This is a genomic window from Serratia ureilytica, assembly GCF_017309605.1.
Lineage (GTDB): Bacteria > Pseudomonadota > Gammaproteobacteria > Enterobacterales > Enterobacteriaceae > Serratia > Serratia ureilytica.
This window is the reverse complement of the sequence record NZ_CP071320.1, coordinates 3,411,522-3,424,730: the sequence shown is the minus strand read 5'-3', so window position 1 is coordinate 3,424,730 and position 13,209 is coordinate 3,411,522. Positions and strand designations below refer to the sequence as shown.

Annotated in this window: 11 protein-coding genes; 2 read left to right on the top strand and 9 right to left on the bottom strand. The window is 60.0% G+C overall.

What is annotated here, in order from left to right:
- Positions 1–556: 556 nt before the first annotated feature.
- The 8 genes from sanA to metG all read right to left on the bottom strand — a co-directional run bounded on the left by sanA (position 557) and on the right by metG (position 10,314).
- Positions 557–1,300, bottom strand: a complete 744-nt coding sequence (gene sanA / locus J0X03_RS16020; protein ID WP_004938948.1) for an outer membrane permeability protein SanA — start codon at positions 1,298–1,300, stop codon at positions 557–559.
- Between the two features lie 169 nt (positions 1,301–1,469).
- Positions 1,470–3,167: an NAD-dependent malic enzyme gene (locus J0X03_RS16015; protein ID WP_004938945.1), complete on the bottom strand. Its 1,698-nt coding sequence runs from the start codon at positions 3,165–3,167 to the stop codon at positions 1,470–1,472.
- 221 nt (positions 3,168–3,388) lie between these two features.
- Positions 3,389–4,273: a cytidine deaminase gene (gene cdd / locus J0X03_RS16010; RefSeq protein WP_033650596.1), complete on the bottom strand. Its 885-nt coding sequence runs from the start codon at positions 4,271–4,273 to the stop codon at positions 3,389–3,391.
- Positions 4,274–4,410: 137 nt separating this feature from the next.
- Positions 4,411–5,106 (bottom strand): CidB/LrgB family autolysis modulator, encoded by a 696-nt coding sequence (locus tag J0X03_RS16005; RefSeq protein ID WP_033642447.1) that lies wholly within the window; start codon positions 5,104–5,106, stop codon positions 4,411–4,413.
- On the bottom strand, positions 5,103–5,510 hold the full coding sequence (locus J0X03_RS16000; protein WP_033642448.1) for a CidA/LrgA family protein: 408 nt from the start codon (positions 5,508–5,510) through the stop codon (positions 5,103–5,105). The genes J0X03_RS16005 and J0X03_RS16000 overlap by 4 nt, the downstream gene beginning before the upstream one ends.
- A 138-nt stretch (positions 5,511–5,648) precedes the next feature.
- Positions 5,649–6,863 (bottom strand): MFS transporter, encoded by a 1,215-nt coding sequence (locus tag J0X03_RS15995; protein WP_103681960.1) that lies wholly within the window; start codon positions 6,861–6,863, stop codon positions 5,649–5,651.
- Between the two features lie 131 nt (positions 6,864–6,994).
- Positions 6,995–8,062, bottom strand: coding sequence for a sugar ABC transporter substrate-binding protein (locus tag J0X03_RS15990; RefSeq protein WP_160204134.1), 1,068 nt, complete (start codon positions 8,060–8,062; stop codon positions 6,995–6,997).
- Positions 8,063–8,286: 224 nt separating this feature from the next.
- Positions 8,287–10,314, bottom strand: coding sequence for a methionine--tRNA ligase (gene metG, locus J0X03_RS15985; RefSeq protein WP_033650601.1), 2,028 nt, complete (start codon positions 10,312–10,314; stop codon positions 8,287–8,289).
- 159 nt (positions 10,315–10,473) lie between these two features.
- Between metG and apbC the strand changes: the two genes are divergently transcribed.
- The gene (apbC, locus tag J0X03_RS15980) at positions 10,474–11,586 is read left to right on the top strand and encodes an iron-sulfur cluster carrier protein ApbC (RefSeq protein WP_069100909.1); all 1,113 of its coding nucleotides are present in this window, start codon (positions 10,474–10,476) and stop codon (positions 11,584–11,586) included.
- A 44-nt stretch (positions 11,587–11,630) separates the two neighbouring features.
- On the opposite strand, the gene J0X03_RS15975 is transcribed toward apbC, so the two are convergent.
- On the bottom strand, positions 11,631–12,260 hold the full coding sequence (locus J0X03_RS15975; RefSeq protein ID WP_033642453.1) for a phosphatase PAP2 family protein: 630 nt from the start codon (positions 12,258–12,260) through the stop codon (positions 11,631–11,633).
- 232 nt (positions 12,261–12,492) lie between these two features.
- On the opposite strand from J0X03_RS15975, the gene udk reads away from it, so the two are divergent.
- Positions 12,493–13,134: a uridine kinase gene (gene udk, locus J0X03_RS15970; protein WP_033642454.1), complete on the top strand. Its 642-nt coding sequence runs from the start codon at positions 12,493–12,495 to the stop codon at positions 13,132–13,134.
- Positions 13,135–13,209: the final 75 nt, after the last annotated feature.

Here is a 13,209-nt window from a genome sequence, read left to right as displayed (position 1 = left end):
CTAATGCGCTATGCCTGCGTTCGGCGTCTTCAAGGGCGTCCAATACCGTGCTCATCTCCGATTCCTCTTCTCTGCGATAACCTCATAAAGTACGGGTTGCCCGGTAGCTGCCAGCTCGGGTGTTGACCTTTGACGCGCATCACCGGCTGCCGAGCAAGACGGCGTTGTCAGGGGCAACCGGCCAGGGAAGGCCGGTTGAGGCGAGACTAACAGGGACGTTTGTCGCAGCCGACCCACCCGACAATGCAGACGCGGCGAGGACAAATCTGCCGGGAGCAGATTTGAACGCTGCTTGCAGCGGCCCCGAAGGGGCGAGGCCCAGGGTGGGCCGAGTAATTTCCGCACAGCGGACAGACGGTGTTAAGCGAAGGCGTGGGTGGAGGGGCCGCGCCTTCGGCCCCTCCAATTGCCGTTCATTGTAGTAACAGAGAAATTCGGGGGATTTACGGCAATTCATCCTGCACGTCACGTAAAGAGACTGGATAAAAAATACCAGTCAGGCTTAAGTGATCGGCATTAGGCCTATTTTTCCGGCTTTTTTTGGGCGTTTGCTGCGTCAGGGCTGTTTGGCTTTCTGCTTCTCTTCTTTCAGCTTGTGCTCCAGTTCCACCAACTGCTCCGGCGAGACGGCGGGATAACCCTGGGCGTCTTCCGGCACGGTGTGCATGGCGGAGATCGGGATCAGCGGGCCGAGGAAGCGCGGCTCGCGCTTGAGGATGTACAGATCGGTCAGCGCGCCCAGACGGGCGAAGATCTCGCGGGCGCGCACCGTCATCATGTCCTTCGGCGACGGCACCGCGTAACACTGCGCCTGAATGCCCATGTGCAGGGCGATAAACAGCGCGCGCTCGCAGTGGAAGCGCTGGGTGATGATGATGAAATCGTTGGTGTCGAACACCTTGCGGGTGCGCACGATGGAATCCAGGGTGCGGAAGCCGGCGTAATCCAGCACGATATCGCTCGGCGCCACGCCGGCGGCGATCAGATCGCGGCGCATGGTCATCGGTTCGTTATAGCTTTGCTGGGCATTGTCGCCGCTCAGCAGCAGGTATTTCACCTTGCCGCTGTTATAGGCGTTGATCGCTCCCTGAATGCGGTAACGGTAGTACTGGTTGATCACGCCGGTGCGATAATACTTGGCGGTGCCGAGCACTACGCCGACCTGGCGATGCGGTAATTCCTGCAGTTCGTCGTAGACGTAAGGCGCGGTTTTCCAGCTGATCCAGCGATCGAGCGCAATAGCCGAGCCCATCAACACCGCAATGATGATGAACAGGCTGATTATCAGGCGTTTCCACATGTTGTTGCCTTACGCGCGCCGGGCTGAAAAAGATGGATCAAGGCTACTTTACCTGACCGACCGACGCAAGACGCGAACCGCCTGAAGCACGCGCGTCGCCGCATTTTTCGGCGGTTTTGCCGCACAAAAAAGCCCGGCGAAGCCGGGCTGGGTCATTTCAGCGCGTCAATCAGAACGAGGTGCGCTTATAGCTGCGGTACTGCGGCCGCCAGAAGTTGTGCTCGATGGCTTTCGACAGTGCGTCTTCGGAGGTGACGATCGCCACACCCTGCAGCTGGGCGGCTTTGCCCACTTCCATGGCGATGCACTTGGATACGCCCTGAATATCGTCGATATTCGGCAGCAGCGCGCCGTGGCCGTCGGTCGCCAGCGGCGAACAATCCGCCAGCGCGCGGCTGGCGGCCATCAGCATGGCGTCGGTGACGCGGGTGGCGCCGGAGGCCAGCACGCCCAAACCGATGCCCGGGAAGATGTAGGAGTTGTTGCACTGGGCGATCGGGTACAGCTGCTCTTTGTAGCTTACCGGCGCAAACGGGCTGCCGGTCGCGACCAGGGCGGCGCCGTCGGTCCAGTTGATGATGTCTTCCGGACGGGCTTCCACGCGCGAGGTTGGGTTGGACAGTGGCATCACGATAGGGCGTTCGCAGTGCTTGTGCATCTCGCGGATCAGCTCTTCGGTAAACAGCCCTGGCTGGCCGGAAACGCCGATCAGAATGGTCGGCTTGGCGTTGCGCACCACGTCCAGCAGCGAGATGGCGTCGCTGGCGGTTTCCCAACCGGCCAGGTTGTCGCTCTTCTGCACCAGCTTGCTCTGGAAGTCGAGCAGGTTCGGCAGTTTGTCGGTCAGCAGGCCGAAACGGTCAACCATGAATACGCGGGCGCGCGCTTCGTCTTCGCTCAACCCCTCGGACTTCATCTGCGCGATGATCTGTTCGGCGATGCCGCAGCCGGCGGAACCGGCGCCGAGGAAGGTGACGGTCTGATCGCGCAGCTGGCTGCCGGCGGCGCGGCTGGCGGCGATCAGGCTGCCGAGGGTGACCGCGGCGGTGCCCTGGATGTCGTCGTTAAAGCAGCAGATCTCGTCGCGGTAGCGGTTCAGCAGCGGGGTGGCGTTGTTCTGCGCGAAGTCTTCGAACTGCAGCAGCACGTTCGGCCAGCGGCGTTTGACCGCCTGAATAAACTCTTCGACGAAGGCGTGGTATTCCTCGCCGGAGATGCGCGGATGGCGCCAGCCCATGTACAGCGGATCGTTGAGGCGCTGCGGGTTGTTGGTGCCGACGTCCAGCACCACCGGCAGGGTATAGGCCGGGCTGATGCCGCCGCAGGCGGTATACAGCGACAGCTTGCCGATGGGAATGCCCATGCCGCCGATGCCCTGGTCGCCCAGGCCGAGAATGCGTTCGCCGTCGGTCACCACGATCACCTTGACGTTCTGCTTGGTGGCGTTTTGCAGCATGTCATCGATGCGATCGCGGTTCGGGTAGGAGATGAACAGCCCGCGCGCGCGGCGGTAGATATCGGAGAAGTGCTCACAGGCCTCGCCGACGGTCGGGGTGTAGATGATTGGCATCATCTCGCTCAGGTGCGAGTCCAGCAGGCGATAGAACAGGGTTTCGTTGGTGTCCTGGATGTTGCGCAGGTAGATGTGCTTATCGTTATCGTTCTTGAAATCCTGATACTGACGGTAGGCGCGTTCCACCTGTTCTTCGATGGTCTCCACCGCTTCCGGCAGCAGGCCGTGCAGGTTGAAGTGGCTACGTTCTTCCTCGGTGAAAGCGCTGCCTTTGTTCAGCAGCGGAAATTCCAGCAGAATCGGGCCGGCGTAAGGGATGTAGAGCGGGCGTTTGCTTTCGTATTCTAGTTCCATCAGTTTTACTCTTCACGTATCAGATAACTGTATTGCCGACGATCCTAAAAGATAAAGAGAAGATGTACAGCATTTGTTGCCCGATGATGAACCAGGTTGGCGTAATTATCGACAATCAAATGATTTTTTAACTAAAGAAAGTGTCTCTGGCGGCGTCGGGGCATTGTATTTGGCGGGCGGTGCTGTTAACGGCGGAACCGGATGGCCCCGCCGTCGTGCGCTTAGAAGGCGGCGCGGCTGACGTTTTGGCAACCCAGCGCCGCCAGGGTGACGCGGGTGGCGTCCCATTGGCTGATGCTCGCGTCCTGCGGTTCGGCCAGGACGGCGCGACGGATAGCCCGGCAGTCGCCGCCGGAGAGGTTCAGCAGGATCAGCGCGGCCTGCAGCGGCGGCAGACTCGGGTTAAAAGCGGCGTTTTCCGCATAGCGGCCGGCGTAGAGGCTGCCGTCTGCCGTTTCCAGCGCCACGCCGCTGTGGGCGTTGCTGTACGGCGCGTGGCTCCGGTTGGCCGCCGCCAGCGCCGCTTGCGTCAGCGCATCGTTCAGCGGCAGTTGATGCCCGTGATTGACCTCGTCCATCAGCAGTGAAGCGACATCCAGATCTTTCGGGCCGAAGGCGTCCGGCAGATAGTCCGCCAGCGTGGCCGGCGCGCGGCCAGGCAAACGGATTTGCAGCGCGCCGCCGCTGTTCAGCTCATTCATAAACTGGCGGCAGTGGCCGCACGGCGTATAGTTGACGGTGATCGAGGCCAGCGCTTTTTCGCCGCGCAGCCAGGCGTGAGTCACTGCGCTTTGTTCCGCATGCACGGATTGCTGCAGCGGCGCGCCGCTGAATTCCATATTGGCGCCGAAATAGAGATTGCCGCTTTGCCCGCGCGCGATGGCGCCGACGTGGAAATGCGATATCGGGGTTAACGAGCAGGCCGCCGCCAGCGGCAGCAGCGCGAATGCCAGCGCGTCATCGTCCAACCCGCAACCTGAGCGGATCGCCGCCGCTTGCTCGGCCGTGAACATCGCCGGAAAGTCGGACGCGTCCAGATAGGGCTGCAGGGCGGATTGCAGTGTCGCGGGCAGTGCGCTGAAAGCGGTGTGAAAACGCGGATGCATGGAAGGTCTCTCTACAGGTTAACGGGATCACATTCTAGGCAGGCCAGAGACATTAAAGTGTGATCAATATCTCTTAAATGATGAAATCAATGCAATAAAAGGCGTAAATGCGAGATATATCGCAAGTTTCACCCTGATCAACCGAACAGATGCAACAGCACCGGAAACACAAATGGCGCCAGCAGCGAGGTGATGATGCCGCAGATCACCAGCGCCAGCGAGCCGAAGGCGCCCTCCTGATAGTCCATCTCCGCGCAGCGCGCGGTGCCCAGCGCGTGGGAAGCCGTGCCCATCGCCAGGCCACGCGCCGAGGGCGTCGTGATTTTCAACAGGTTGAACAGCGTGTGGCCGAACACGGCGCCGAGGATGCCGACGAAAATAACGCAAACCGCGCTGATCGCCGGAATGCCGCCGAGCGAGTCCGCGACGGCCATCGCGATCGGCGTAGTGACCGATTTCGGCAAGATAGAGGCGGCGATTTCCGGCGTGGCGCCCAACCACAGGGCGATGGCGCCACCGCTGATCATGGCGGTCAGGCTGCCGATGAAGCACACCGTGATAATTGACTTCCAGCGCGCGCGGATTTGGTGCAACTGCTCATACAGCGGGAAGGCCAGCGCGACGACCGCCGGCTGCAACAGATCGTTGAGGATCCTGCTGCCCTGGAAGTAGCGCTCATAGGAAATGCCGCTGAGCAGCAGCAGCGGGATGATCACCGCCATGGAAACCAGCAGCGGATTGAGCAGCGGCATGTTCAACTTGCGCGCCAGCCAGCGCGCGGCGAAATAGACCGCCAGCGTCAGCGGCAGCGACCACCAGATTTCGTGGATCATGAGTTGCCCTCCGTGTCGTCGGGCTTGCCAGCAATGCGGCGCTCGCGGTGAAAATAGTGTGAGGTATAGCCGACCACCACCAGCACCATCAGCGTGCTGATCAGGCAAGAAATGACCAGCGGGCCCAGATGCGCGACGATCTGGTCGTAATATTTCATCACGCCGACGCCGATCGGCACGAACAGCAGCACCATGTAGCGGATCAGCAAATGACAGCCGGGTTTAACCCATTTGGCCGGCAGGATCTGGGTGGAGAGCAGCGCGAATAGCAAGAGCATGCCGATGATGCTGCCGGGAATGGCGAACGGCAGCAGCGCCGCCACTGCGTTGCCGACGAACAGACACAGGTAGATGAGGAGCAGGGCCCTGAGGTATTTCCAGCACAGTGTGAGCACGTTGGCCATTGTCTTTTCCCGTTTAACTGATGTATTCATCATACAATTAAACTGTGAGCCATGCCACAGATCGCACCATGAATTCTCGCTATGGGTGCTATGCCCGAGCGGCGGGTTGACAGCCCGTATTGGCCGCTGCCTGCGGGATCAGCGTACGTCTTCGGCCGCCGCCGCCGCGTGTTCTGCCAGCCGGTGGCCGAGGAAGAAAAACAGCAGGCTGAGCAGGGCGGCGGCGATCAGCATCACGAACATCAACGGCGGCGCGGCATAGCTGAGCAGCACCCCGCACAGCACCGGGTTGATGGCGCCGCCCAGCGCGCTGAGGTTTTGTACCCCATAGTAGCTGCCTTTCAGGTGCGGCGGCGCGATAAAGTCGATAAACATGTATTCCACCGGGATAACGATGATTTCGCCGAGGGTAAACACCGCCATCGCCGCCAGCCATAGCCAGACCGCCTGGCCGGCCGCCATGAAACCGAGCAGCCCGACGATGAAAAACAGCGTGCCCAGCGCCAGCCAGCGCAGCATGTTTTCCTGGCGCATGCCGCGGCTGAGCAGGTATTGCAGGGCGATGACGATACCGGCGTTGACGATCATCACCAGCCCGATGATTTTGTAGGCGAACTCGGCGCTGGAGACGGTGATCAGATACTGCGACAGATAGCCGGTGAACTGACCGAACACCACGGCGCCCAGGGTGCTGCCGAGGGTGAAGTAGATCAGCCGCCGATCGCATCGCAAGATGGCCAGCGTTTGACGGAAGTTGGCCAGCGCGGCCGGTGCGGCGGCGCTGGGTGCCGGGCGCTGTTCACCACCGCGCAAGCGCAGGCTCAGTGCCGCCACCGTCGCCAGCGCCAATCCGCCCGACAGATAAAACGGCAGCAACGGGCTAAGCCCGGCCACCAGGACGCCGAGCGCAGAACCGATCGCCCAGCCGACGTTGACCAGCGTGTAGTTGATGGAAAAAGCCTTTATGCGCTGCTCGACCGGCAACCCGTCGGCGAAACAGGCCTTAATGGTGATGCTTAGCACCGAATAACAGGTATGCAGGATCGCCAGCACCACGATCACGCCGCCGGGGCGCGGGATCCAGGGAATGGCGAAAAAGCTCAGCGCAAACAATACAATCGACAGCAGGATCAGGCGGTTTTTGCTGAATTTGTCCACCAGATAGCCGCCGTACAGGCTGGCGATGATGCCGAGGGTGAAGCTGACGCCCAGGATCACGCCCACGCTTTTCGGCAACAGCTGGAAGTGCTCGGTGAGGTAGATGGTGATGAACGGCAGCGTGACGCCGCGGCCGATGGTCAACACCAGCGAACTGGCCAGCAGTACGTTGATCAGCGAGGGGAATCCCTTCATTTGAAACCTGTTTATGCATACAGTTATTGGGCGATGCAGATAACATAGCGCATTTTGGCGGGGACGGAAGGGGGCTGCCGATATTTATCTGAAAAACAGAGGCTGCGTCGGCAGCCTCGTGAAAAACAGCATTATTTACCGTGTTCGGCCTGCAGCGTGGCGAACCACGGCTGAACGAAATCGCTGCTGCTGCCCCAGCCGGGGATGATCTTCGCCAGGCCGGCGACGTTGACCGGCCCCGGTTGCGCCAGCAGCAGCGCCTGCGGAATGACCGCCGCTTTGAACTGATAGTTGTCCGGCGTGCTTTCCCCGGCGATCTTGTTGGCCACCAGGCGCAGGTTGACCGCGCCGATCAGCTTCGGATCCACCGCCACGCTGACCTGCCACGGGCTGCCGGCCTTGCGCATCAGCTGTAAATCCTGATTGGAGATATCGATGCTGTACAGCTTGATTTCGGTGCGGCCGTTCTCTTTCAACGCCTTGTAAGCCCCTTGGGTAAAGGCGTCCCAGGTGCCCCAGATGGCGTCGATCTTGCCTTTCGGGTATTTCGCCAGCACCGCGCCCACCTTGTTGGCGGTATCGCCCTGCACGTCGGATGAGACCGCGCCGATCGATTCCAGCTCATGAATGCCCGGATGCTGTTTCAGCAACTGCTGATAAGCGGCCTGACGGCGCTCCATCGGCGGGAAGCCGGCCACCCACAGCTTGACAATATTGGCCTGGCCGTTGAAATCCTTCACCAGTTGGCCGAAGGAGGCATTGGCCAGTGAAGCGTCGTCCTGCTGCGAGACGGTGACGCCGGGAACGCTGCCGCTGACGTCGGTATCGAAAGCCGCGACGGCGATGCCGGCCGCCGCGATGCGCTTGACCAGGTCGGTGGAATAGGGGGCTCGCCCCTGCGAGAGAATGATGCCGTCATATTTCTGGCTGATAGCCTGATTGACGAAGTCCTGGAAGCGCGCGTCGTCGCCATTGCTGAGGAAGGTATCCACCTTAAAGCCCAGCTTGCGCCCTTCCTGAATGGCGCCCGCCAAAAATTGCGTGGTGTTGTCGTCGGATCCGAGGTTGCGGATCACCGCGATGCGCACCGGCCCCTGATGCTGAGCGATGGCGGCGGGTACGGTGGCGTTTTCCGCCGCCTGCAGCGGCAGGGCGGACAACAGACTGAGGGCGAGCAGCGAAGTCTTGAGGTTTTTCATTATTATAGGCTCCAAAAAAGCAGGGAAACGATCCCGGTGAAGGTCTGTTATAGCAGTCTTTCTGTCTGGACGTCTATTTTGGGTTTCGGAGCATCATAGCCGGATGCGGCGGGCAGGGGAATCAGGGCGGTTATGACTTTTTCTTCATGCTTATAACGTGGGGGTTGGGGCAATAAAAAAGGGCCGAGCAAGCTCGACCCTCCCTACGCCGCGCATCTGCGCGATTACTTGACCTGCATGCCAGGCTGCGCGCCGCTGTCCGGGCTCAGCAGGAAGATCTCTTTCCCGCCTGGGCCCGCCGCCATCACCATGCCTTCTGACACGCCGAAGCGCATTTTACGCGGCGCCAGGTTGGCGACCATGATGGTCAGACGGCCTTCCAGCGCTTTCGGATCCGGGTAAGCGGAGCGAATGCCGGAGAAGATTTGGCGCGATTCGCCGCCCAGATCCAGCTGCAGCTTCAGCAGCTTGTCGGAGCCCTCGACAAAGTCGGCACTCTTGATCAGGGCGATACGCATGTCGACCTTGGCGAAGTCGTCGAAGGTGATGGTTTCCTGGATTGGATCGTCAGCCAGCGGACCGGTCACCGGCTTGGCGGCGGCCATGTCTTCTTTCGAGGCGCTGACCATCGCGTTGACCTTGTCCAGATCGATGCGGTTGAACAGCGCTTTGAATGCGTTCACCTGATGGCCCAGCAGCGGCTGCGGGATCGCGTCCCAGCTCAGCTCGGCGTTGAGGAACGCTTCGGCGCGTTCGGTCAGCGAAGGCAACACCGGCTTAAGGTAAGTCATCAGCACGCGGAACAGGTTGATGCCCATCGAGCAGATGGCCTGCAGATCGGCGTCGCGGCCTTCTTCCTTCGCCACCACCCACGGCGCCTGCTCATCCACATAGCGGTTGGCCAGATCGGCCAGCGCCATGATTTCGCGGATGGCGCGGCTGAACTCGCGGGCGGCGTAGGCTTCGGCGATGCTCTGGGCCGCGTCGACGAAGGTCTGGTACAGCGCCGGATCGGCCAGGGTGTCGGCCAGCTTGCCGCCGAAGCGCTTGTTGATAAAGCCGGCGTTGCGCGAAGCCAGGTTCACCACCTTGTTGACGATGTCGGCGTTGACGCGCTGCACGAAGTCTTCCAGATTGAGATCGATGTCGTCAATGCGTGAAGAGAGCTTGGCGGCGTAGTAATAGCGCAGGCAATCGGCGTCGAGGTGCTGCAGGTAGGTGCCGGCCTTGATGAAGGTGCCGCGCGACTTGGACATCTTGGCGCCGTTCACCGTCACGTAACCGTGCACGAACAGGTTGCTCGGTTTGCGGAACTGGCTGCCTTCCAGCATCGCCGGCCAGAACAGGCTGTGGAAGTAGACGATGTCCTTGCCGATAAAGTGGTACAGCTCGGTGGTGGAGTCTTTGCGCCAGAACTCGTCGAAGTCCAGATCGCCGCGCTTGTCGCACAGGTTCTTGAAGGAGCCCATGTAGCCGATCGGCGCGTCCAGCCAGACGTAGAAGTATTTGCCAGGCGCATCCGGGATTTCGAAGCCGAAGTAAGGCGCATCGCGGGAGATGTCCCACTGCTGCAGGCCGGATTCGAACCACTCCTGCATCTTGTTAGCCACCTGCTCCTGCAGCGCGCCGGAGCGCGTCCACGCCTGCAGCATTTCGCTGAAGGCCGGCAGGTCGAAGAAGAAGTGCTCGGAGTCGCGCATCACCGGCGTCGCGCCGGAAACTACGGACTTCGGATCGATCAGTTCCGTCGGGCTGTAGGTGGCGCCGCACACTTCGCAGTTGTCGCCGTACTGATCCGGCGATTTGCATTTCGGGCAGGTGCCTTTCACGAAACGATCCGGCAGGAACATGCCTTTCTCCGGATCGTACAGCTGAGAAATGGTGCGGTTCTTGATAAACCCGTTTTCTTTCAAGCGGCTGTAAATCAGGGTGGACAGCTCACGGTTTTCATCGCTATGGGTCGAATGATAGTTGTCATAGCTGATGCCAAAGCCGGCGAAATCCTGTTGGTGCTCCTGGCTCATCTCCGCGATCATTTCTTCCGGTTTAACGCCCAGTTGCTGCGCTTTCAGCATGATCGGCGTGCCGTGCGCGTCGTCCGCGCAGATGAAATGCACTTCGTGGCCGCGCATTCGTTGGTAACGCACCCAGATATCCGCCTGGATGTGCTCGAGCATGTGGCCGAGATGGATGGAACCATTTGCGTACGGTAGCGCGCACGTCACCAATAATTTTTTCGCGACTTGAGCCATAGTGAGAACTTGCTTTCTGTAATGAATAAAAGGGCCTTCGATGTTAACCGATCGCGCCCTTCGCTGCTAGGGCGGTTTCTTACAGGTTATACGCGCCAGCCGCCGCGCAGTTCTGGTATGCTTAGCCGGAAGCTACCCATTCAAAATCAAGGAGCCGGGATGAACGCAAAATCCCCTGAGCAGACCAACCCCGAAGTTCTGCGCGCCCTGGTGACCGGTGTACTGGCCGCCTTTGAACACCCGACGTTGAAAAACAACCTGACCGCATTGAAGGCTATCCATCACTGCGCGTTGCTGGACGATGTACTGCATATCGAACTGACGATGCCCTTTGCCTGGCAGAGCGGTTTTGAAGCGCTGCAGGCGAGCGTCGGCCCCGAACTGCTGCGCGTGACCGGCGCCGGCGCCATCGATTGGAAGCTGAAACACGATATCACGACGCTGAAGCGCGCCAACGCGCAGGCCGGGATCAAAGGCGTGCGCAACATCATCGCCGTCAGCTCCGGCAAAGGCGGAGTGGGGAAATCCAGCACCGCCGTCAACCTGGCGCTGGCGCTGGCCGCCGAAGGGGCCAAGGTCGGCATTCTGGACGCCGACATTTACGGCCCGTCGATCCCCAATATGCTGGGCACCGAACATGAGCGGCCGACCTCGCCGGACGGGCAGCACATGGCGCCGATCATGGCGCACGGGCTGGCGACCAACTCCATCGGTTATCTGGTGACCGACGACAACGCCATGGTGTGGCGCGGCCCGATGGCCAGCAAGGCGTTGATGCAGCTGCTACAGGATACGCTGTGGCCGGATCTGGATTACCTGGTGCTGGACATGCCGCCGGGCACCGGTGACATCCAACTGACGCTGTCGCAGAACATTCCGGTGACCGGCGCGCTGGTGGTCACCACACCGCAGGATATCGCCTTGCTGGATGCCGCCAAAGGCATCGTAATGTTCGAGAAAGTGCATGTGCCGGTACTGGGCATTGTCGAGAACATGAGTGTGCATATCTGCAGCAACTGCGGCCACCATGAGCCGATCTTCGGCACCGGCGGCGCCGAGAAGCTGGTGCAGAAATATAACAGCCGTCTGCTGGGGCAGATGCCGCTGCATATCTCGCTGCGTGAAGATCTGGATCGCGGTACGCCGACGGTGATCAGCCGCCCGGAGAGCGAATTCGCCGAGAGGTATCGCCAGCTCGCCGGCCGCGTGGCCGCGCAGATGTATTGGCAGGGTGAAGCGATCCCGACGGAGATTGCGTTCCGCGCGCTGTAATCTGTTTGCGGCAGTGAAAGAACCCGGCTTAACGCCGGGTTTTTTTATGGGGTACGGGTAGGCTTGTGCAGGTCGGCACGGATATAAGGGCGTTCGATCTGCGCCAGCGTTTTGGCGATATGTTCCAGCAATCCCTGGGTGGGGGCCGGCTGCCGCTGCCCCATCAGCGCCAACGGCAAGGCCAGCGCAATGGCCAAATGCGACCAGGCAAGCTGTGGTCGCGCTTTCCCTCGCTGCAGCCATAAAAACAGTGCGCTGGCCAGGTAGCCTAAAATCAGCCCGCTGATGACCTCGGATACCGAATGCACGCGGATTTCCAGGCGCGACACGCCGATGGTGAAAGGCAATATCCACCCGGTCAACAACGCGATGCTGCGCACTGGATGGGAAAATCGACCGGTTAAAGCCCAAAGCAGCGGCGGCCAGATGCTCGCGGCGAGGGCCGAATGGCCGCTGAATCCGGTGAAGTCATAACTTGCGCTACCAATGCCCCAGCCCATAAAGGCCAACTTGGACAGGCAGACCAGCCCGCCGGTGAAACCGAAGATCAGCGCCCATTGCCAGCCTGCCGCGCGAGTGGCGGGAAACACGATCAGCAACAAAAACAGAATCAGCGCGCAGGGCAGCAGCAGCATACTGTCGCCGAAAAAAGTCAAAAAATACCAATCCAGCACATCACTCTCCGATGAAAGACTACGGGGTCCCTAAGTCAGCGCAGGAGTGTAACCTGTTGCGGGGCATTGCCCTAGCCGTGAGATTCTTAAAATGTCATATCGCCGGTACGGCGCGATAGCCTGAATTCGCCCGCCGTCGCGCAATATACAGTGGCGCAAACCCCGACGACTCCCTATAATTGTCGCGTTTTAGTTCCCTCCCTTCACATTACGAAATCAGGTCTTTAATTTTATGACTGACAATCCGCATCAGTGCGTCATTATTGGTATAGCTGGCGCATCTGCCTCCGGAAAAAGCCTTATTGCCAGCACGTTGTACCGCGAACTCCGCGAGCAGGTCGGCGATGAGCACATCGGCGTTATTCCAGAAGACAGTTACTATAAAGACCAGAGTCACCTGACCATGGAAGAACGGGTCAAAACCAACTATGACCACCCGAGCGCCATGGATCACAACCTGCTGTTCCAGCATTTGCAGATGCTGAAGGCCGGCAAAGCGATCGAACTGCCGCTGTACAGCTACACCGAGCACACGCGCAAGAAAGAAACCGTCCACCTGAAACCTAAAAAAGTCATTATTCTGGAAGGGATCTTGCTGCTGACGGATATCCGCTTGCGCCAGGAGATGAATTTCTCGATCTTCGTCGACACGCCGCTGGATATCTGCCTGATGCGCCGCATGAAGCGCGATGTCAACGAGCGCGGCCGCTCGATGGATTCGGTGATGGCGCAATACCAGAAGACCGTGCGCCCGATGTTCCTGCAGTTTATCGAACCTTCCAAACAATACGCCGATATCATCGTCCCGCGCGGCGGCAAAAACCGCATCGCGATCGATATTCTGAAAGCCAAAATCAGCCAATTCTTTGAATAATGCCGCTTAATGGCCGGAAATGTGTATTTCCGGCCGGCGGCCAACTATTTGCACCCCGGCGTAGACCTTTCGCCC

Excerpts from the sequence above, each read along its gene's own strand:
- cdd (WP_033650596.1), bottom strand. The coding sequence starts at position 4,273 with ATGCATCCGCGTTTTCACACCGCTTTCAGCGCACTGCCCGCGACACTG.
- J0X03_RS15995 (WP_103681960.1), bottom strand. The coding sequence starts at position 6,863 with ATGAAGGGATTCCCCTCGCTGATCAACGTACTGCTGGCCAGTTCGCTG.
- J0X03_RS16005 (WP_033642447.1), bottom strand. The coding sequence starts at position 5,106 with ATGATCCACGAAATCTGGTGGTCGCTGCCGCTGACGCTGGCGGTCTAT.
- sanA (WP_004938948.1), bottom strand. The coding sequence starts at position 1,300 with ATGTGGAAACGCCTGATAATCAGCCTGTTCATCATCATTGCGGTGTTG.
- udk (WP_033642454.1), top strand. The coding sequence starts at position 12,493 with ATGACTGACAATCCGCATCAGTGCGTCATTATTGGTATAGCTGGCGCA.
- J0X03_RS15990 (WP_160204134.1), bottom strand. The coding sequence starts at position 8,062 with ATGAAAAACCTCAAGACTTCGCTGCTCGCCCTCAGTCTGTTGTCCGCC.
- J0X03_RS16000 (WP_033642448.1), bottom strand. The coding sequence starts at position 5,510 with ATGGCCAACGTGCTCACACTGTGCTGGAAATACCTCAGGGCCCTGCTC.
- J0X03_RS16015 (WP_004938945.1), bottom strand. The coding sequence starts at position 3,167 with ATGGAACTAGAATACGAAAGCAAACGCCCGCTCTACATCCCTTACGCC.
- apbC (WP_069100909.1), top strand. The coding sequence starts at position 10,474 with ATGAACGCAAAATCCCCTGAGCAGACCAACCCCGAAGTTCTGCGCGCC.
- metG (WP_033650601.1), bottom strand. The coding sequence starts at position 10,314 with ATGGCTCAAGTCGCGAAAAAATTATTGGTGACGTGCGCGCTACCGTAC.